The sequence below is a fragment of the Planococcus dechangensis genome (assembly GCF_042654465.1).
Lineage (GTDB): Bacteria > Bacillota > Bacilli > Bacillales_A > Planococcaceae > Planococcus > Planococcus dechangensis.
Genome location: NZ_JBHSGL010000005.1, coordinates 1,123,854 through 1,142,827, shown reverse-complemented (window position 1 = coordinate 1,142,827; position 18,974 = coordinate 1,123,854). Strand labels below are relative to the sequence as shown.

Here is an 18,974-nt window from a genome sequence, read left to right as displayed (position 1 = left end):
AACAAGGCATGCGATTTAAAGCCTGAATACCAAAAGCCATTCCAAAATCAGCTGATTTTTGGAATGGCTTTTATCGTTATCATGTAAATTAGGCGAATCCTAAAAATTTCATGATGCTCAAAATCAAGATGCCGATCACGCCAAAGTCTGAGTCGCCAAAGGTCGTTCCGGTGAATCCGATATCGCCCATCAATACCAATAGGATGGCCGGGATAAAGCTGATGATCAATCCATTGGCAAATGCGCCCGCCATGGCACCGCGCCTTCCGCCTGTGATGTTTCCGAAGACACCAGCCGCAGCTCCCGTGAAGAAATGCGGGACCAGCCCGGGGACGATCACACTTAAACCGAGAACGGGCATGATGAACATCGCCAACAATCCAGCAAAAAAGCTGAACAAGAAACCGATGATGACGGCATTTGGCGCAAACGGGAAGACCGTTGGAACATCCAATGCCGGCTTGGTATTAGGCACCAATTTATCAGCAATCCCTTGGAATGCAGGGACGATTTCAGCAATGAGCATTCTAACACCCGCGAGGATGATAAAGACGCCTGCTGCAAAAGTGATCGCTTGGATGAATGAGAAGACTAAGAAATTCGAACCGCCTGATAGAGTCGTTTCAATATAGTCCTGTCCGGCAAACAAAGCGACAACGAGGAAGAACAGCACCATCGTCAACGAAACGGCCACAGAAGTATCTCTTAGAAAGCCAAGCGACTTAGGAACTTTGATCTCTTCAGTGGACTTTTCTTTATTGCCCACCCATTTTCCGACATTGGCAGAAACAAAATAGCCAATCGAGCCGAAATGTCCTACAGCAAAATCGTCACTGCCGGTAATTTGGCGAACATACGGCTGCAACAGCGCTGGAAACAGCACCATACAAAGCCCGAGAATAATCGATCCGACAATGATCAATGGCGCGCCTGCGAGACCGCCGACTGACAAGGTGACGGCCAGTAAACATGCCATAAACAAAGTATGGTGTCCGGTAAGGAAGATGAACTTAAACGGCGTGATACGTGCCAAAACAATATTGAAGATCATCCCGAATACCATGATTAAAGCAGTCGAGGTTCCGAACTCGCTTTGTGCAGCAGCGACGATCGCTTCATTGTTCGGAATGACGCCCTGCACGTTGAAGGCATAATCGAACATTCTTCCGAAGATGTCCAGCGAGCCGATCAATACGGTCGCGCCGGCTCCGATAATTAAAAAGCCCATCACTGTTTTTAATGTTCCTGATACGACGTCTGCACTGCTTTTGCGCTGCAGCAATAATCCTACCAGCGCAAACAAGCCGATGAGAATGGCTGGTTCACCCAAGATGTCGTTCATGATTACCTGTAACATAGCATTTCCCCCTTCACGCCAGACTTATGCTAAATGAGGCTCTAGTTTGGATTTGATTTCCGGAATGCTCATCATGTTTTCTAGATTGATGATGGTTCTGTTTCCATCTTCCAGTTGGCTCATGATATCTGCAGCGCCGATAAAGATGTCCGCTTGCACCGATTTGGCTGAAGTCAGGTCGGTATGATCCACTTCGGCTGTTTTCCCCAATTCTTTTAGCGCCTTCTTGACATTCAATTCCATAATAAAGCTGCTTCCTAATCCGTTTCCGCACACTACCATGATTTTCATTCTGTTTCCTCCTTAGAATATGTTTGGATGATTTCCAATAATTGTTCTTTGTCCGTGGCTTCGAGCATTTTTTCAATATTGGCTGGCTCGTTCAGTAAAGTTGTTAGTTGAATCAAGGCGCGCAGATGCGAATCGCTGTCCGCTGCCGCCAGCACGATAATCAATTGAACGGGTTTATCCGGGGCAAAATCCACCGTCTCGTCGAGCTTCAATAAGCTCATGGATAAGGAAAGCACTCCTTCTTCAGGACGTGCATGGGGAATCGCGACCAGTGGGGTGATGACCACATACGGGCCGTTCTTCTCGATGGATTCGATCATCGCCGTTACATATTGTTCTTTCACTGTGCCTAATTCCACAAGGGGGCTGGCAGCGATTTCAATCGCTTCCTGCCAAGTGTCGACCTGTTGTTTGAGTTGAAGTGTTTGAGTCGTCAGTAGTTCTCCTAGCACGGGTTTTTCTGCCTCCTTTACTGCATATGTGTGTGTTCCGGCTGTTTGCGTATACAAAGCGGCTTGTAATTCCTTTTCCAATTGGTTCGCGTCGTGAATCGTCGCATATTTGGAAATGAGCTTCATCAATCCGTCGACATCCGAGTCCGGAACAGCGTAACCGTAGAGTTCCTGCATCACTTGCTTATTCAATTTCTGCTTATCCCGCTCTTCTAGAATGGGTGGGACGACAAACAAGGTGGCCTCGGTATTCAAGAAGACCGATGAAAAGACCAGATCATAGTCCAGCGGATACTCCGCTGTGTCCCGGACAGACAGCACATCCAAAAACAAGATGGTCGGAAACAATTCCCGCAGCGTATAGTTGAGGATATTGCTGACGCCGATGCCATGAGGGCAAACGACAATCGCTTTTTTCCTATCGTCCAAACGGGTGCCTTGCCGTTGCAGCCAGCCGCCGAAATAGATGGTGAAATAGGCGGCTTCATCTTCGGGCAGTTGAAAGCCTAGTTCCTGCTCCAGAATCTTCAAGGATTTACGGGTTAAATGGTGAAGTTCCGGGTAAATCTTGTTGACCCGCTCCATCATCGGATTCACGTGAGGAAACCCGTATTTGATGCGATAAAAAGCCGGTTTAAAATGCACATACAATTGCTCGCACAGTTGGTCTTTGTCTTGAAGATGAACAAATGTCAACCGTTCAAACTCGTCTGTGACTTGCAGCAACAGCTCTCGGAACATCTGGTCATCTCGCAGGGGCGACCGGTCTTTTGTCCGGTTCATGCTGACGAGATGCAAGGTAGCGTAGAGTTTTTCCGTCTGGCTCCAGCGGGATTGGAAAGCTGCGGTGTTGATCATTGCCTCAATCAGCGCAAATTCTTTGGTTTCTGCAAATGGCAGCCAGCTCGGGTCTTGATCCAACTCTTCTCCTTTGCCGATCAATTGATCGGTTGAGAAGAACAAGTAGGCCAGTTCGTGGAGCCGTTCATCAGTGAAGGTGATGCCCAATTGCTTTTCAATGTGTTCCAGCTTCTCATGCACAGCTGCGATGCGTTCTTCAAATCCACTCCAGATGCACTGTGTGATCATTTGTCTGTTTGGGCTGTTCAACACTTCATGAAGCAGCTGCTCGATGACGAATCGTTTGACCCGGCTGTCGCCTGTAATGATGTAACCGAATTGTTTGGAATACTGGATGGTCAATCCCATCTCGCTAGCCACTTCTTTCAAACGCTGGAGATTACTCAGTACAGTATTTCTTGAAACGCCCGTGGCCGATTGAAAATGAAAAACGGATAGTGGTTCTTGGCTCAATAGGATCATTAAATAAACGACTTGCTCGCGGTCCTTTTCTGAAAAAACGTAACTCTGTTTGGTCAGCTTGACGCTGATTTCATCTTCTGGAATTTTATCGGGCAAAAAATATCCGAGTTCACGCTTGTACTGAACGGGGGCGTAATTATTAAATTGGAGCCAATCATTGACCTTACCCAAACTGTATTGAATCTGTCTGCGTGTCAGCCCTGTTTGATTTTCAATTTCACCCATCGAGGGAATCGATGAATGCTGCAGGAGCTTTAGTAAACTTGCACTTCTTTCGTCTAAAAACATCCTTCAGGCCTCCCTTGTCTCTACAATATTCGATATATTTGATGAAATCTATCTTTTCTAAGTCCCAATAGTGTGGTGGTTACTGCACAACACTGTACTGTAGTTTGGTAAATACGGCTAGAGGATTTTTTCGCCAATTTAAAAAAGCTATATTAAATGAATTTATGAAGTAAGCTTCCGTAAAGTGCTCAGACTAAAACAAAGACCAATATCATGAACTTACAAACGCCAGCGAAATTGCGACAGTGCCAGTAATTAATCGCACAAAAGAGAAATGTAGAAGTGTAGAGGTTTTCTCACCAAATTCTAATCTCTTACTCACTTCGCACTCATTTCGGCTAGTTATTATTATTTTGTAATAACAAAAAGGAGGAATCGTTTTGAAGAATTCATGGATGAGAGTCATTGCAGGAACTGTCATCGTGGGTGGCATTGGCGGAGCGTCTGTTGTAGGAGCATCTGCATTGAACACTGCGAAAGCCCCAAAAGTAAGTGCCGAGAAAGCTTTACAGGAAGTATTTGCTAAAGTAGAGGGAACGGTACAGGAAGTAGAGTTATCGTTTGAAGAAGGCCGTTATTATGAAGTGGAAGTGGAAAGTTCAACGCATGAATATGAGTTCACGATCGATGCCGCTTCCGGTGAATTTTTGGAACAAGCATCTGACCAAGAAACTGCCCCTGATAGTGGATTCAGCCGGCCGGTAGATGCCGCAAACTACGCAGAATTCGCGATGATCGAAAAGAACGTAAACACCGATTCACTTACTTATCATTTAGCTACGGATAATCCAGGGAACCGCATTCTTTTTCTATTGAATGAAAACGGTCAAAAACAGTTTAAGACAATTTATCTGAAGCACAGTCGAGAATTGGAAATCATCGACTTGCACAACGGCAAGCGCGTATATCAAGGCAAAATCTAAACTTGTAACGAATCCGGAACAAGGGGAGGATCTCCATTAATTTCCTTGTTTAGCTATGTTGAATCACGGAGAAAAGAAGTACAAAACACAAAACCCCGCATTTCCATGTGTTTATTGACACAAGGAAATGCGGGGTTTCATCTCTCACTCTTTCAAAAAATCCTTATCCAAATAGCGCGGGTTCGGGTAATCATAGAATCCTTTGCCATTCTGGATGCCCATCCGGCCTTTATCGAGGAATTCCGTTTTCAAATAATCCGCGACTTTTGCCGCTTCCGCATCGCCAGCGTTAGCTTTGGCGACCGACAGATGATACGGCGTGTTGATGCCGATGACGTCGAGTATGGCAAATGGTCCTCTCGGGGCGCCTGTGGCAATCATCCACGTTTTGTCGACCGTATGCGGGTCCGAGATGCCGTTGACGACCAAATACTGTGCCGAATTCAAAAAAGGCACGAGCAGCGTATTTAAAATATAGCCCGGTTGTTCTTTGTGGAGCGGCAAGGCGACCATGCCAATCGCTTTGGAAAACTCAACGACATCATTGAAGACTGTTTCATCCGTGCCGCCATGGCCCATGATTTCTGCGGTATTGCTGCGCCAGATGTCGTTAGCGAAATGCAATGCCAGGAACTTCTCCGGGCGTCCCGTGTATTCCGCAAACGTGCTTGGCAGCATCGTCGAGGTATTGGTCGCAAAGACTGTCGACTCCGGTGCGACTTTCGCTAAGTTGGTGTAAAATTCTTTTTTGATGTCGAGCACTTCGGGCACCGCTTCGATCATCAAATCCGCGTCTTTTACGGATTCCCCTAAATCCGTGTAGAAAGACAAGCGGTTGATCGCTGCGTCCAGATCTTCCTCGGTCGCCTTTAAGTCTTTTTTGAAATGCCCCTTCAAAACTTCGAAACGTTCTTTCGCACGCGTCAGCGCTTCATCGCTAATGTCATACACCGCGACGTCGAATCCGTGATACGCCGATTGAAACGCGATTTGGCTGCCCAATACGCCGCTTCCTGCGACTGTGATGTTCTTAAAATCCATTCCGATCCCACTCCCTTTGAAAGAATGATGCGAGTCTCGTTGTGTTGGCAGAAAAGGATTTTCCTGCCAAGTATCTCTATTATTCATAGTAGGGGAAGAGAGGGGATTTCGCCAATATAATTACGAGATGAGCTTCAAGCCGACCGCAGACCCGAGCACCATCGCGATAAACAAGATGCGCCGCCAGTCTTTGGATTCGTTGTAAAACAGCATGCCGATGATCGCACCGCCGGATGCACCGATGCCGGTCCAGATGGCGTACGCTGTGCCCATTGGCAATGTTTCCATCGCGTAGGCGAGAAACAGAAAGCTTGCCGCAAACCCGCCGATGAGCAAGGCGAGCGACTGCCATTTGCGGTCGTGGTGCCATTTATTGATCATTGCCACACCGACCATTTCAAAAATCCCTGCAAATATCAGTGAAATCCATGCCATTACGCTTCGCCTCTTTCTGGTTTACTATCCGGTGTCACCAATTTCAAGCCGATCACGCCGGCCAATAGAATGCCGACCATTGCCAGTTTCGCGACACTGACTGGTTCATTGAAAAACGCAATTTCCGACAGGACTGTGCCCGCCGTACCAAGTCCGACAAACACCGCATAGACCGTGCCGACCGGCAATTTATTCCCCGCATCGATCAGCAAGGTGAAACTGATGATGATCGCAACGGCCGTCATCAACCAATCGCCCAGTGAATCCGAATGCTTTAACCCGACAACCCACGCCACCTCAAACAGCGCAGCGATAAACACTTTTCCCCATTGAAGATTCATTGGATTTCCTCCTAATAATATATAAAGTAAAAAAAACTAAAAAGTAGATGCAACTACTGAAATCGCTGCGGGCGGACGCTTTCGGGCCCACAGGATGTGGGTCATGCAGCTGGAGCGACAGGACGTCGCGGTGCCAGCTGCCAGGGCCATAGCTTCAGCCGCTTCTTGTTCGCTAATGGATCAATTCAAAGCGCAGCTGCTCCCACATCTGCAAGGCAGATGCGTCGCAAATGAGCAAGCTCAAGTACCTTTCGCTTGCTCATTAGTCGCCGCCCTCCGCTTGTTCTTGCGGGTTAATTAAGTCGCAAGAACAAAATTAACATGACTCAAGATAGTTGCTCACAGTGGCTTTGTAAAACATCTGCTGGTGAAACTTATAGTTACATTTAATACTTTTCAAAATAAAAAGCCCAGGAGAACTGTAAAAACAGTTTCTCCCAGGCTTTTGTCCCTCCGTGTCACAGCCGGAGCTGTGTGTTTTCTCTCGGACCAGTCCAGCTGTGCTGCGGAACCCTAGAAAACCTTTTTTGTAATTCAATTAACTCTAGTTATATAAGAAACGGACGTTCACTTCAAGCGAAAAGGGTTCGCAAGCTACGGACGCCTCTTGTCCATGACATCGGCTAGTGCACACGAAGCGGGATGATCTTCAGTTCTCAGCCCGTCAATGACGTTCTGGTAATCCTGCGGTGTGCGATTTTGGCTCAATTTATACGCGGCTTGAATCTCGGTGATTTTCATCTTGAACCCGACGATGCCTTTAATTTCCTGTTCCAGCATTTCTTTCGGCAAGGTATCCCACAACACCGGCTCGTCGCGGTGCTGTTCATACGTTTCCAATAGCGTCACCAAATCCTGGCGCAATTCCTCTTCCGACACTAAGCGCCCAGTGCCGTACACATGTGCCGCCTGGTAATTCCATGTCGGCACATTTTTCTGTTCATACCACGAAGAGGAAACATAGGCATGAGGCCCTTGAAAAGTCACGAGAATTTCATCGGTTTCTTCAATCGTGCGCCATTGCGGGTTGCCATAAGCGAAATGCCCCGTCAGGAAATAGTGCTCGCCTTCTTTTTTTAGCTGCAAGGGAAGATGCGTCGCAATCGGCCGGCCTTTTCGCGTCGTGATGAGCGTGCCGAACGCATTCGCCTGAATAAACTCCCGAACTTCTTCTGGATCATTCACTTGATAATATTTTGGAATGTACATGGTAGACCGCCTTCCAGATTAAAGTGTTTTCGTCAAAATCAAATCGGTTTGCTCGTCGTCGCCCATAAAGAACGAATGGCTGCCGGTTTCGACAAAGCCTTTTTTCTCGTAAAACGCTCTCGCGTTGTCGTTATGCTCCCACACGCCGAGCCAAATTTTCTCTTTGCCAAGTTGTTCCGCCATCTCAAGCGCTTTATCCATCAACGCTTTCCCGACGCCGTTTTTCTGGAAACGTTTCAAGATATAAATGCGCTCCAATTCCATTGATTTACCGTCCATCGGTTCGGTTTGCGCGGCATCCGTGTTCAGTTTCAAATAGCCGGCTACTTCAGTGTCGACGAGTGCGAAATAAAAGTATGAATTCGGATTCGCCAGTTCTTTTTCCAGTTTCGGTAAATTATAAGCAACTTCTAGATAAGCATTCATGTTTTCTACGCTATTATGCTCATCGAATGTTTCTTTGTAGGTCAGGATGCTGATGTCTTGCAGTTGCTGGGCGTCGCTTGCGGTGCATTGTTTAATTACAGCCATGAAAATTCGCTCCTTTGATGATTAATATTCGCGCTTATTGCCTTTTTTGACGGACTCCCAATCGGTTTCGATATTTTTGCGGATGCGCTGCAAGTAGATTAGAACATGCACCGTTTCTTCATCGGAAAATCCTTTGAGTGCCACATTGTTCGAGTAGTTGTTTTCCAGGATGATGAGGGGATAGACCTGTCGTGCTTTTTCAGTCGGGTAGATCCGTTTGATTTTCTTATTGTCAGGGTCGTTGTGCTTTTCAACAAAGCCATGCTGTTCGAGCTTTTGTATTGCACGCGTCGCGGTGGAGCGGTCGACTTTGATGAGGTCGAGCAATTGTTCCTGGATGATGCCGGGGTTTTCGCAAATGCGCACGACGTATAAATACTGCCCCTTTGTCAGCTCGAGTTCCTTGAATTCGATATTGCTGATGGAATCCAAGGCACGGGCGATCATGCCGATTTCGCGGAGAATTTCTGCCATCGGATAACTCCTTAATTTTATTGCATATGCAATAAAAAAGATTTAGTATGAGTGTACAGAAAGAGATCGGAACTTGCAATAAGGAGGAGTGGAAAAATGAAATATCTTTTCTATGTGCTAGGGCTGGTGCTGTTGTCGATGGGTATTGCGTTGATGATTCTCTCCAAGCTCGGCACCTCACCATTCGATGCCTTATTGGTCGGGCTCGCCGTCAATGTCGGTCTGACAGTCGGCAGCTGGGAAGTCATTGTTGCTGCGGTCTTAATCGGCTGCAACGCAATGCTCAAAAGACAAAGGCCTGAAGTGCTCGGCATCGTGACGGCGATTATTGTCGGCATCGGCATCGATTCATGGCTCTTTTTATTGAGCGGAAGCATCACGCCGATTGAATATTACAGCCAAACGCTGTTTTTCGGAGCGGGGCTGCTAGTGATGGGCCTAGGCACAGCGATTTACCTGCATACCAATTTCGCGCCGATACCGGTCGACCACTTGACGCTGATCTTGAAGGAACTGACCAAAACCAATCTATTCGTCTCGAGAACCATTATTTATGTGGGGTTTTTAATGTTGGCGATTGTGTTCAGCGGCCCGATCGGCGTCGGGACGGTGCTGACAGTTTGTCTCGGCGGGCTCATTTTGAATGCGTTCATGCCGGTGACCGCGAGAACATTGGATCGTGTGTTGTTGCCGAAAAGCTCAGTGGTTCCTTGATAGGTCTTGCAACAAATTGATTTGTAAATTAAAAAAGTTAACGCTCTCTTTATTTTTATCTTGAATATGGATTTTTCTGGTATATTTAATTCAGATAAAAGATTTTAAAGAAAATGGGGGAGTAGTTAATGGAGGGGTTTCTTGAAGGTTTTACGGAAGGGTTGCTGATCGGAATTGGTATGCTTTGGAATATCGCAATGGCGGAGCCACTTTTGATTGGGATTGTTGGATTATTTGTAGTCGGTTCATACGTACTGGCATTAACTGTGAATGTTATAAGAAAACAGAAACTAAAAAAATCTGGAATACTTGAAGTGGATAAAATGAAAGGAAAAGAATTCGAAGAGTATCTCCGTGTTTTATTCATAGAGAGAGGCTACCAAGTTCGATTAACACCTGCTACAGGTGATTATGGAGCAGATCTGGTACTCTCTCAAAACGGCCGAAAAACGATCGTACAAGCGAAACGCTATAAAAAGAATGTCGGGATAAAAGCTGTACAAGAAATTGCTTCGGCTAAACAACATTATAGAGCAGATGAATGTTGGGTCGTGACAAATAGCGGTTATACGGAACCGGCAAGAAAGCTTGCTCAATCCAATCAAGTCCAATTAGTGGACCGGACCTTGCTAATGAAGTGGATGTTAGAAATGAAAAAACAAGACGAGAAGACTTCTGATCAAGCAATGTCAATACATGAAAATAATGATGTAAAGAAAAGATAATTACCTTTAACATTTGCATTAAGGATTTTTGGTGAATTGACAATAAGAAAGTCCATTGCATATTCAAGAAACTGTTAAGAGCTAATGAATCGAGTGTGTCAGAGGGAGGAAACCAAGTGAGAGAATACTTACAAGAAAACAAAGCGTATCACTTATCCTTCTTGATTGGCGTTGTCATCGCATTAGTCATAGCAGGGGTTTTTGCAGACGGCGCGGGATACAGCTTGGTGCCTTGGGTGCTCGGTGCGTTTTTTGTCGGTGAGATTGTCAGGTTCATCGCTTGGCGGGTGGAGCAAAAAGAAGAATGATGAGGGCAAAAGGGGGATACTTGAAATGAAAAAGGTCTTTTTACTATTTGCGATTCTTTTCTTATTAAGCGGCTGTATCAGCGGAGAAAAACACCAGTATTCAGGAAGCAGTGATAACTGGAGCATGGATTACGAAGTGGTCGTTGCAAATAGCGGCAGCCAGCAAGTAAGGGGCTCAATCACCTATACGGGAGCGGATCCGTCTCCGAAGATGATCGATTATTCGATGGGCACGATATTAAGAAGCCAATCCGCTACTGGCATTCCGGTGACAGACGGTGTCGTGTCACTCGACAGAGATGGATGCTTGAATTGCGGGACTATCCAAGAGTACACGCCGATACAAGTCGAGATCATATGGGATGGGCAGACCGAGACATTCACTTTAAAAGAGGAATAATAAATATGCATAAAAAAAGCGCAACCCCAGTGGGAACGGCGCTTTTTCCATATAGGTCGTATAGAATTTATGGCATATCAACCTCTTCAAATAATGAAATGCCAAAATAGCTATATTTGATGTGGACGGTATGAATGTCTTCGTCATGATTGATGCTGATGCCATAGATTTCGTCTGCTTCTGTAGCCGTTCCGTTATCTTGCTTTGCAAATATCAAAGACGGCTCAGTGCCTGTTTTGATGACGGCCTCGTCAATGTCCACAACACCATATTGTTCTGCCAATTGTCCTTGAAAATCATCGAGTAAGGTAAAGCCTTGCGGGGCATTGCTCATTTGAACCTTTGCTTCAGTAGGCGTTTCATGGTCATTCACCGCAACGTCCAGTAACTGGATATCGGTCCAACCTTTATTGCCGATACTGACAATGACAGAAGGCCGCTCATCATTGGACACCAGTGTACTGATTACTAATGGGGGATTGAACTTCAAAAAGACAAATGTTGCTGCGACTAAGGCGGCTAGAATCACCATTAAAACAAGCAACTTCTTCAATTCGGATCACTCCTTTTCCTCCTGCACACTCAGCCGAAAAACACTTGGTACAAACTATAAACAACGAGAATAATCAGCAATAACAAAATAACGCCGCCGATTTCCTTCAAGCCCATACCTTTTGTATTCGGCATGCCGCTCTGCGTGTGGTTGATCGAGTCGTTGACATTGCCTGAAGGATTGCGTTTTTGTTCTTCATTCGACAACCGTTCACGCTGCTCTTGCGGTTTCTGCTTGGACATAGGAACGCCTCCAATTCATGATTTTCGTGACAAGCGATTTTTTCTATTCAAGCACCGGTTCGATTTCTTCGCCTGCTTCATCAAAAAAAGTGAAATCGGCAGGAAAGGCGGAGTTCACACTATCCGGCAATTTCTCGTATACCAGGAAGACATACTCTTGCGGCAGCTCGGAGGTAAAGCGAAAGTCTGCGTCCGTCGATTCGACAGTGACATGGTCGAGCCGGAGACCGGGATTAGTGCCGATTAACATGCCGTATATGCCGTGATTTGTCTGGATGCCGTGATACGAAACATTCTGTCCCCATCCTGATTCGGTGATTTTGAACTGGCCGTTCCAGCCTTTGATCATTCGGGCGTAGCCGATTACATTAGAGGTGGTTTCATATAAAATGATATGAGATGAAGATTCGCCGAGTTGGGTTGTGCTGATCACATTAAAGACTTCAGGTGTAGCAGCAGTATCTCTGTGCCATTCGTTGAGCCCCAATTGAACTGCCGATTCGTCGTCACGGATCGGGTATTGCCAGTTCGTATACCAGACAGCACAAGCCCCTAAAAATAAAATCAACACTGCTCTGGCAAGCCACTTCCTCCTCATAACACCATCCCTTTCAATCTTCCTGAAATTACCTTTACTAGAGTATACCGATTAAATTCAAAAAGGTTTCATCGCCGTCGAAATATTTCCAATCATCACACATTCCTGGTGATTTTCACCGAAAATTACTATTTACCAAATTCAACCTTTTGTGATAATCTAATAAAAATCAAAATCCAGCGCGATGAAGAGAACAGTAGGCGGCGTATCTTTTTCACAGAGAGCTCCGGGGTGGTGGAACGGGGCAAAAGGGCGCAGCTGAAACAAATCTCTGAGCTTCACACAGGAACCGGTTGGGGATGGTGTGACGGGAGCTCCCGTTATAGAGCTCAGGTATAGAAAGATTGTACCGAATGAGGTGCATATGGTGACATATGCGCGAACAGGGGTGGCACCACGATTGAAAAATCTCGTCCCCAAGACAAACGTCTTGGGAACGGGATTTTTTGTTTACCCAAAAATACAGGGGAGAGTGGTGGTGGCTATGATGGCAAGAGGAAGAAACAATGAATGGCGCGAGCCGCTATGGTTGCTGACGGGTATTGGTATCGCAAATTTCGGCGGCTGGGTGTATTTGATCGCCTTGAATTTGATCGTGTTGGATATGACAGGATCGCCGCTTGCTGTGGCGGGGCTGTACATCGTTAAACCGGTCGCGACTTTATTGACGAATTTTTGGGCAGGCAGCGTCATCGATCGTGTGGGCCAGCGCAATTTGATGATCGCACTCGACGTGTTCCGGGCATTGCTCATCGCGTGTCTGCCGTTCGCCACGTCATTATGGCTCATTTACGGGTTCGTGCTCGTTATCCATATGGCAAGTTCGATGTTTGAGCCGGCGTCGATGACCTATATCACCAAGCTCATTCCGAAACACAAGCGCCAGCGCTTTAATGCGTTCCGCAGCCTGATCGATTCCGGTGCATTTTTGATCGGTCCGGCTGTCGCGGGCGTGCTGTTCATGATGGGCACGCCGGTGACAGCGATTTATGTCAATGCGGCCGCGTTGCTCGGATCTGCTGTCATTCTCGGCTTTATGCCGAAGTTGGAGAATCAAGGTGCGCTCACTGAATCGAGCGAGCGCATGTCCTGGAAAATGATCCGGGAAGATTTATACGGCGTCTTGAGCTTCAGCCGAAAATCAGCTAGTGTCATGCTGATCTTTTTCTTGTTCAGCTGCAGCATGATGGTCATGACGAGCGCTATCGACTCACAGGAAGCGACATTTGCCAAAACGGTGCTCGGTCTCACAGACAGCGACTATGGGTTTCTTGTGAGCGTTGCAGGAGCGGGGATTATTGTGGGTGCCATCGTCAATGCCGTGTTCACGAAAAAATTAAACACCACGACGCTGATCGGCGGCGGGGCGGTAATGGTGTCACTCGGCTATATCGTCTATGCTTTATCGGGTTCGTTTGCCGTCGCTGCGATCGGCTTTTTCCTCCTGGCGTTTGCCCTTGCATTCGCCAATACCGGCTTTCACACCTTCACGCAAAATAATATCCCAGTCGACGTCATGGGCAGAACCGTCAGCGTCTATAGCCTGCTCGAAGCGCTGTTGATCATCATCATGACCGCCATCATCGGCATCAGCGCCGAATGGCTTTCCGTCCAGCCGGTTGTCATCGCCTCGACCGCGGTCATGTTCGCCATCTCCGCTGTGCTGTGGGGGATCAGTTACAAGCATTCTCCAGAACAAAGCGCCGCCTTAACTCCAGCACAAAATAGCTAGCAACGAAAACAAGGCAGAGAGCGACTTTCTACTCTCTGCCTTGTTCCTATTCAATACACTTCCACTTGCCCCATCATGCCATTGTCTTCATGTTCTAGAATGTGGCAATGAAAAACGAAAATGCCTTTTTCAGGGAACGTGACGAGCAATTTCACCCGTTCATCGGGTTCGACCAGCACGCTGTCTTTCAAGCCTTGCTCGTTCGGTGCCGTTTCTTTGCCGTCACGGGAAATGATCTTGAACTGGGTGCCGTGGATATGGAAAGGGTGGATCATGCCGCCCATCATATCCGGCTTGTTGTACACTTCCCACACTTCCGTTACGCCGCGCTCTTGACGCAAATCGATGCGGTCCATATCGAATGTTTTTCCGTTAATCGTCACCATCTCTGCCATGCCGAACAACTCGATTTTCTTGGTGACAGGCATCGCCCGTTCCTGTTCGCTTAAAAAAGGTTCATCGGCGGTTCGCAGCTCCGCCGAATCGACAGGAGAATCACCAAGCTCTACATCAAAGGGCAGCAATTCCGCGCCTTCGTCATCAATGAGCGCTAGTGATTGCTCCTCAGTCATCGTTGAGAAATCGACGAGAATCTCCGCGCGTTCAGATGCCGCCAAGGTCAGCGTATCGGTTTCGACAGGCTCTTTCAACATGCCGCCGTCAGAGGCGATTTGCGTAAAGCTGGCGCCATTGCTCAACCGGAACGTGTAGTTTCTGGCATTAGCGCCGTTTAATAGCCGAAAACGCATTACGGGTTCGGTGATGGTCAGTTTCGGGTCGAGCGTGCCGTTGACCATGGAAATATCGCCCATCGTCCCGTCGATATCCATCAGCCGTTTATAATTCAGCTGCAGATTTTCATCAAATAGCCGGTCCTGAAAAATGAGCGGGATGTCGTCAATGCCGTAGTCATTCGGAAGCCCCGAATCCGTCGGCTCATCAATGAGCAGCATGCCCGACAAGCCTTTGAACACTTGCTCGGCCGTTGCTTCGTGGACATGCGGATGATACCACAACGTAGCGGCAGGCTGGTCGGCTTCTAAAGTGATGATCTGGCTTGCGCCAGGCTCAATCTCGCCGTGTGGGCCGCCGTCTATATCGCCGGGAACTTCGAGGCCATGCCAATGGAATGTCGTCGGTTCATCCAAATCGTTGGTGATTTTGACGTCGACGCTTTCGCCTTGTTGCAAACGAATGATCGGGCCCAGCAAATCGCCGTTATAGCCATACGTGTCCGTTGGAATTCCTTCGAAAAACTCAGTGCTGCCTTGTTGAGCGGTGACTTCGTAATCAAACTCTTCGCCTTGTTGCTTTTCAAGTACTGGGGGGATGCTCAGCTCATTGATGCCTTGTGATGAATCGAGGAGAGGAGCAATGCCATGATTCATCATGCCGCCCATCCCACGATTGTTCATGCCCCCCGGGCCGCGATTATCGGCGTCTTCGCCGCGCATATGGCCGTCGTTCATCGGTGAATCCCGCATGGGTCGATCATCTTCCAGAGCGCTGCAGCCAAATAACGCCAAGCTGCATACCAATGAGGTCAATATAGCTTTTTTCATTTTTCGTCGCTTCCTTCAATTGCAGTATTTTCGTCAATTCGAAAATGAAAACCAAGAAAGTTGGCAGCAATCTATTGATAACAGAAGGAACTTTGGACGCCAGTGGACAATAGATGCTGACTTAGCGATTATTCGACTGGAGACAATTCATCTTCCGTCACCCATTTATGGTTCATGACGCGGTCGCCGCCGCCCATCATGTCGAAATCAACCATATAGACCGTCGTCTGTTCTGCTGAATCGACCGTTGCTGTGGCGCCTTTCATGCCTTGCATATGATCTGTGTCGAGCACGACTTCATCACCGACAGCATAAGGTTCACCCGGTGCATCTTCTAGTTCTTCATGGATCACCCATTTATGGTTTTCTACAGGTTGACCGCCGCCCTCAGGCGTATAGCTGACCGCATACACAGTCGTATCGTAAGCACCGGAAATCGTTGCCTCCGCACCCATCATGCCTTGCATATGATCCGTCTCGATAATAACTTGGCTGCCGACTTCATACAGCGGGTCTTGTGCTTCTACCAAATCGTCCGGCACTTCACCAGAACCCGAGTGGTCCATGCCCATGTGGCTATCATCATCCATGTTTTCTTCCATCTGCTCGTTCATGTCCTCTGAATCCTGACCCATATTCTCTTCCATTTGTTCGTTCATGTCCGTCTGCGTGTCGTCTGTATTGCAAGCGCTCAAACCTACAACCGCCACCACCGATAAAGCCGACATCATCAATTTATTTTTCGCCATCTTCAATCCCTCTTTCCTGTAAATATATTATAGAGCTTTTGGGTGTTTGGTTTTATACTCCGCAAAGTAGTTTCTCGATAAATGAGTACCCACCATGTTAGCTTTGAGTATATTTATAAAGATACTATATAAGTTGAACCAAAGATTTATCAGTGAACTGATGATCAAAGATATAGAGCAAAACCACGGAGACTCCCGCGGGAAAGCGAGACAGCCGAGACCCCACAGGAAGCGCAGCTTCTGAGGAGGCTTGGCGCTCGCCCGCAGGAAAGCGGAGTGGTTTTGCGGAATATCATTAAAATTTATACACCCAAAAGCTCAGCCTACTCTTTAAACTACCCACAACTAATGCAAAATGTATGCAGGAAGCGTGACAGTTTGAAAAGAATGCGTTCACATGACGCATTCACCTGAAAATCACCACAACTGCACAAAAAATCCAAACTTTTCCGCTACACTAAGAAGAAATGCTCTTTCCTGAAAAAGGCAGGACATCGCCAACACCAGCAAGAACATAACAAGAAGACGGAACCGGCTGCACCACACTGGCCTATACATCGAAAGAGGGAGCCTATGTTAAACAAACTGGCATTGAAAATCGGCTTATTGTTTTTTGTCTTTATTGTCAGCATCGAAATCTTTTTGTTTGCGACGCTTTATGTCACTTACGTCAATGAACGCGTTGACGAAGTGATGTCGAACTTGCTCGCGCGCGGCAACACCCATAGCGAAGTGCTCGAAGACAGCTTTGACGCTTCGACCTTGTCGCACGTCGCCATGATGGAGTCTGCTTCTGATTTCATCGTCATCATCACCGATGCGGCCGGCAATGAATTGACCCATTCGGACACGGTAGAACCGGAAATGCTCGACGTGCTGCAACATACCGACTACGACGACATCCCACAAGGTGGCGTAGTACTTGAGGATCGCTGGAATGAAAAACGCTTTATCGCCACCGACAGTCCGATTACCGTCGGGGAAGAGCATATGGGGCACGTCTTCATGTTTGCCGAATCGAGCCAAATCAAGCAGATGGTCGATCGGCTGCGCAATCAATTTCTCATCAGCGGGCTCATTACGCTCGCATTGACTGTTATCACCATTTTCTTCTTGTCGCGTTTTATCACAGCACCGCTTATCCGCATGAAACGAGCAACCGAACAATTGGGCACCGGCAAGAGCGACGTGACGCTCAATATCGAGCGCAACGACGAACTCGGAGGACTGGCCAATGCCATCACCAGGCTGTCGACAGACCTCGACCGCTTGAAGCATGAGCGCAATGACTTTTTAGCGAGCATTTCACACGAACTGCGCACACCGCTGACTTATATTAAAGGCTATGCCGATATCGCCAGCCGTCCCGGCATTTCCGAGCAGGAAAAACAACAGTATTTGGGCATTATCCAGGAAGAAACCGCCAACCTGACGAAACTGATTCAGCAATTATTCGAACTTGCGCAGCTCGACCAGAACCAATTTTCCATCCATAAAGAAAAGGTGCCGCTCGACGCCTTGTTCCACTCGGTCATCGGGCTCGTGCACCCGGCATTCGACGACAAACAAATCTCCATTTCGGTGTTGTGCGACCCGGACATCCATGCGTATATTGATCCGGCACGCTTCCAGCAAGTGCTGCTCAATATCCTCGATAATGCGCGCAAGCATTCACAGCCGCACAGCATAGTATTGTTGCAAGCTGCACAAGACGACGATTCGACCACTATCCGCATCAGCGACCAGGGCGAAGGCATCCCGGCGGATGATTTACCGTTCGTTTTTGAACGGCTGTACCGGGTCGATAAATCGCGCTCCCGCCAATTCGGAGGCAGCGGATTGGGTCTCGCGATCGCCAAAGAAATCGTCGAGTCGCACGGCGGCGCCATTGCGCTGGACAGTGCACCGGGAAGAGGGACGACAGTCACCATTACACTAGGAAGGAGGGACGCGCATGCACAAAATCCTGTTAGTTGAGGACGAGCAACGCATGCTCGATCTGCTCGCCTTGTATTTGACGCCGCACAATTACCATTGCACAAAAGCGCAAGGCGCCAGCGAAGCACTTTACCAGCTGAACCAAAATCCGTTTGACCTCGTGCTGCTCGATATTATGATGCCGGACGTCAGCGGCTGGGAGCTATGCGCCAAAATTCGCAGTTTTTCCGATGTGCCAATCATTATGCTGACGGCGCGCGAACAGCAAGAAGACATCGTCAAAGGCTTGAAGCTCGGAGCGGATGATTACATCACTAAGCCGTTCAATGAAGCCGAACTGCTCGCCCGCATCGAAGCATTGCTCAGGCGCACCTCGAAAAAACTCATTGAAGTGAACGGCTTGAAATGGGACGAAGAACGCTTTGAACTGAGCTATCACGACACGCCGATCAAGTTGACACCGAAAGAATTCTTCATGGTCGGCCAACTATTGAAGCATCCGAAAAAAGTGTTCACACGTGACCAGCTGATCGAGCTCATTTGGGGCTACAACTCAGAAACGGAAGGGCGCACGATCGATTCCCACGTGCGCAACGTCCGAGAAAAAATCCGCCAATCCGGCTTTCCCGTAGACAAACACTTCCTGACGGTATGGGGACTCGGCTATAAATGGATCAACGAAGCCGATTAAACAAACGAACCCGCCATCCGGAACAATTCTAGATGGCGGGTTTGTTTTACGATTTCTCGACAATTTCTCGATAGTTAGTTTCTATAATGGAGTTAAA

22 protein-coding genes, 1 riboswitch and 1 other annotated feature are annotated in these 18,974 nt (G+C 47.6%); of the genes, 8 read left to right on the top strand and 14 right to left on the bottom strand.

Features of this window, described 5'->3' with window-relative positions:
* Positions 1 to 88: 88 nt before the first annotated feature.
* From ACFO5U_RS08855 to ACFO5U_RS08845, 3 genes are read right to left on the bottom strand one after another with little or no spacing between them, the layout of a single operon-like run.
* Positions 89 to 1,357 (bottom strand): PTS ascorbate transporter subunit IIC, encoded by a 1,269-nt coding sequence (locus tag ACFO5U_RS08855; protein ID WP_377278515.1) that lies wholly within the window; start codon positions 1,355 to 1,357, stop codon positions 89 to 91.
* A gap of 24 nt (positions 1,358 to 1,381) precedes the next feature.
* Complete coding sequence (locus tag ACFO5U_RS08850) at positions 1,382 to 1,648, bottom strand: PTS sugar transporter subunit IIB (protein WP_274843433.1); 267 nt, start codon at positions 1,646 to 1,648, stop codon at positions 1,382 to 1,384.
* A complete protein-coding gene (locus tag ACFO5U_RS08845) occupies positions 1,645 to 3,711 on the bottom strand; it encodes a BglG family transcription antiterminator (RefSeq protein WP_377278513.1) in 2,067 nt (688 codons plus the stop codon). The genes ACFO5U_RS08850 and ACFO5U_RS08845 overlap by 4 nt, the downstream gene beginning before the upstream one ends.
* Before the next feature lie 380 nt (positions 3,712 to 4,091).
* Here ACFO5U_RS08845 and ACFO5U_RS08840 point away from each other — a divergent pair, with 380 nt between their 5' ends.
* A complete protein-coding gene (locus tag ACFO5U_RS08840; RefSeq protein WP_377278512.1) occupies positions 4,092 to 4,634 on the top strand; it encodes a PepSY domain-containing protein in 543 nt (180 codons plus the stop codon).
* Positions 4,635 to 4,778: 144 nt separating this feature from the next.
* Here ACFO5U_RS08840 and ACFO5U_RS08835 read toward each other — a convergent pair whose 3' ends face one another.
* From ACFO5U_RS08835 to ACFO5U_RS08810, 6 genes are all read right to left on the bottom strand, one after another.
* Positions 4,779 to 5,675 (bottom strand): 3-hydroxyacyl-CoA dehydrogenase, encoded by an 897-nt coding sequence (locus ACFO5U_RS08835; RefSeq protein ID WP_377278510.1) that lies wholly within the window; start codon positions 5,673 to 5,675, stop codon positions 4,779 to 4,781.
* Positions 5,676 to 5,795: 120 nt separating this feature from the next.
* Positions 5,796 to 6,110, bottom strand: coding sequence for a DMT family transporter (locus tag ACFO5U_RS08830; RefSeq protein WP_377278508.1), 315 nt, complete (start codon positions 6,108 to 6,110; stop codon positions 5,796 to 5,798).
* Complete coding sequence (locus ACFO5U_RS08825) at positions 6,110 to 6,451, bottom strand: DMT family transporter (RefSeq protein WP_377278506.1); 342 nt, start codon at positions 6,449 to 6,451, stop codon at positions 6,110 to 6,112. The genes ACFO5U_RS08830 and ACFO5U_RS08825 overlap by 1 nt, the downstream gene beginning before the upstream one ends.
* A gap of 432 nt (positions 6,452 to 6,883) precedes the next feature.
* A riboswitch (guanidine-I (ykkC/yxkD leader) is annotated at positions 6,884 to 6,979 on the bottom strand.
* Positions 6,980 to 7,045: 66 nt separating this feature from the next.
* Positions 7,046 to 7,660 carry an FMN-binding negative transcriptional regulator gene (locus ACFO5U_RS08820; protein WP_377278505.1) on the bottom strand — a complete coding sequence of 205 codons (615 nt, stop codon included), beginning with the start codon at positions 7,658 to 7,660 and terminating at the stop codon, positions 7,046 to 7,048.
* A gap of 18 nt (positions 7,661 to 7,678) precedes the next feature.
* Positions 7,679 to 8,191, bottom strand: coding sequence for a spermidine/spermine N(1)-acetyltransferase (paiA, locus tag ACFO5U_RS08815; protein WP_377278503.1), 513 nt, complete (start codon positions 8,189 to 8,191; stop codon positions 7,679 to 7,681).
* Between the two features lie 21 nt (positions 8,192 to 8,212).
* The gene (locus ACFO5U_RS08810; protein WP_377278501.1) at positions 8,213 to 8,665 is read right to left on the bottom strand and encodes a MarR family winged helix-turn-helix transcriptional regulator; all 453 of its coding nucleotides are present in this window, start codon (positions 8,663 to 8,665) and stop codon (positions 8,213 to 8,215) included.
* A gap of 96 nt (positions 8,666 to 8,761) precedes the next feature.
* On the opposite strand from ACFO5U_RS08810, the gene ACFO5U_RS08805 reads away from it, so the two are divergent.
* The 4 genes from ACFO5U_RS08805 (at position 8,762) to ACFO5U_RS08790 (ending at position 10,812) form a co-directional block, all read left to right on the top strand.
* Positions 8,762 to 9,379 (top strand): YczE/YyaS/YitT family protein, encoded by a 618-nt coding sequence (locus ACFO5U_RS08805; RefSeq protein ID WP_377278500.1) that lies wholly within the window; start codon positions 8,762 to 8,764, stop codon positions 9,377 to 9,379.
* 128 nt (positions 9,380 to 9,507) lie between these two features.
* The gene (locus tag ACFO5U_RS08800) at positions 9,508 to 10,104 is read left to right on the top strand and encodes a restriction endonuclease (RefSeq protein ID WP_377278498.1); all 597 of its coding nucleotides are present in this window, start codon (positions 9,508 to 9,510) and stop codon (positions 10,102 to 10,104) included.
* A 116-nt stretch (positions 10,105 to 10,220) separates the two neighbouring features.
* Positions 10,221 to 10,412 (top strand): hypothetical protein, encoded by a 192-nt coding sequence (locus ACFO5U_RS08795; protein WP_377278496.1) that lies wholly within the window; start codon positions 10,221 to 10,223, stop codon positions 10,410 to 10,412.
* Positions 10,413 to 10,437: 25 nt separating this feature from the next.
* Positions 10,438 to 10,812 (top strand): hypothetical protein, encoded by a 375-nt coding sequence (locus ACFO5U_RS08790; RefSeq protein ID WP_377278494.1) that lies wholly within the window; start codon positions 10,438 to 10,440, stop codon positions 10,810 to 10,812.
* A gap of 67 nt (positions 10,813 to 10,879) precedes the next feature.
* Here ACFO5U_RS08790 and ACFO5U_RS08785 read toward each other — a convergent pair whose 3' ends face one another.
* The 3 genes from ACFO5U_RS08785 to ACFO5U_RS08775 are packed head-to-tail and all read right to left on the bottom strand — an operon-like array spanning position 10,880 to position 12,205.
* Entirely contained in the window at positions 10,880 to 11,365 is a 486-nt protein-coding gene (locus ACFO5U_RS08785; RefSeq protein ID WP_377278492.1) for a hypothetical protein, read from the bottom strand.
* A 29-nt stretch (positions 11,366 to 11,394) separates the two neighbouring features.
* Positions 11,395 to 11,607: a DUF6366 family protein gene (locus ACFO5U_RS08780; protein ID WP_377278490.1), complete on the bottom strand. Its 213-nt coding sequence runs from the start codon at positions 11,605 to 11,607 to the stop codon at positions 11,395 to 11,397.
* A 43-nt stretch (positions 11,608 to 11,650) separates the two neighbouring features.
* The gene (locus tag ACFO5U_RS08775) at positions 11,651 to 12,205 is read right to left on the bottom strand and encodes a hypothetical protein (protein WP_377278488.1); all 555 of its coding nucleotides are present in this window, start codon (positions 12,203 to 12,205) and stop codon (positions 11,651 to 11,653) included.
* Between the two features lie 175 nt (positions 12,206 to 12,380).
* Positions 12,381 to 12,626: a binding site (T-box leader), on the top strand.
* A gap of 66 nt (positions 12,627 to 12,692) precedes the next feature.
* Here ACFO5U_RS08775 and ACFO5U_RS08770 point away from each other — a divergent pair.
* Positions 12,693 to 13,937: an MFS transporter gene (locus ACFO5U_RS08770; RefSeq protein WP_377278486.1), complete on the top strand. Its 1,245-nt coding sequence runs from the start codon at positions 12,693 to 12,695 to the stop codon at positions 13,935 to 13,937.
* A 50-nt stretch (positions 13,938 to 13,987) separates the two neighbouring features.
* Here ACFO5U_RS08770 and ACFO5U_RS08765 read toward each other — a convergent pair whose 3' ends face one another.
* Entirely contained in the window at positions 13,988 to 15,499 is a 1,512-nt protein-coding gene (locus tag ACFO5U_RS08765; RefSeq protein ID WP_377278484.1) for a multicopper oxidase family protein, read from the bottom strand.
* Positions 15,500 to 15,627: 128 nt separating this feature from the next.
* The gene (locus ACFO5U_RS08760) at positions 15,628 to 16,248 is read right to left on the bottom strand and encodes a YdhK family protein (RefSeq protein ID WP_377278483.1); all 621 of its coding nucleotides are present in this window, start codon (positions 16,246 to 16,248) and stop codon (positions 15,628 to 15,630) included.
* Between the two features lie 573 nt (positions 16,249 to 16,821).
* Here ACFO5U_RS08760 and ACFO5U_RS08755 point away from each other — a divergent pair.
* Both ACFO5U_RS08755 and ACFO5U_RS08750 read left to right on the top strand, forming a co-directional pair.
* Complete coding sequence (locus ACFO5U_RS08755; RefSeq protein WP_377278481.1) at positions 16,822 to 18,225, top strand: sensor histidine kinase; 1,404 nt, start codon at positions 16,822 to 16,824, stop codon at positions 18,223 to 18,225.
* Positions 18,203 to 18,877, top strand: coding sequence for a response regulator transcription factor (locus ACFO5U_RS08750; protein ID WP_377278480.1), 675 nt, complete (start codon positions 18,203 to 18,205; stop codon positions 18,875 to 18,877). The genes ACFO5U_RS08755 and ACFO5U_RS08750 overlap by 23 nt, the downstream gene beginning before the upstream one ends.
* Positions 18,878 to 18,974 lie beyond the last annotated feature (97 nt).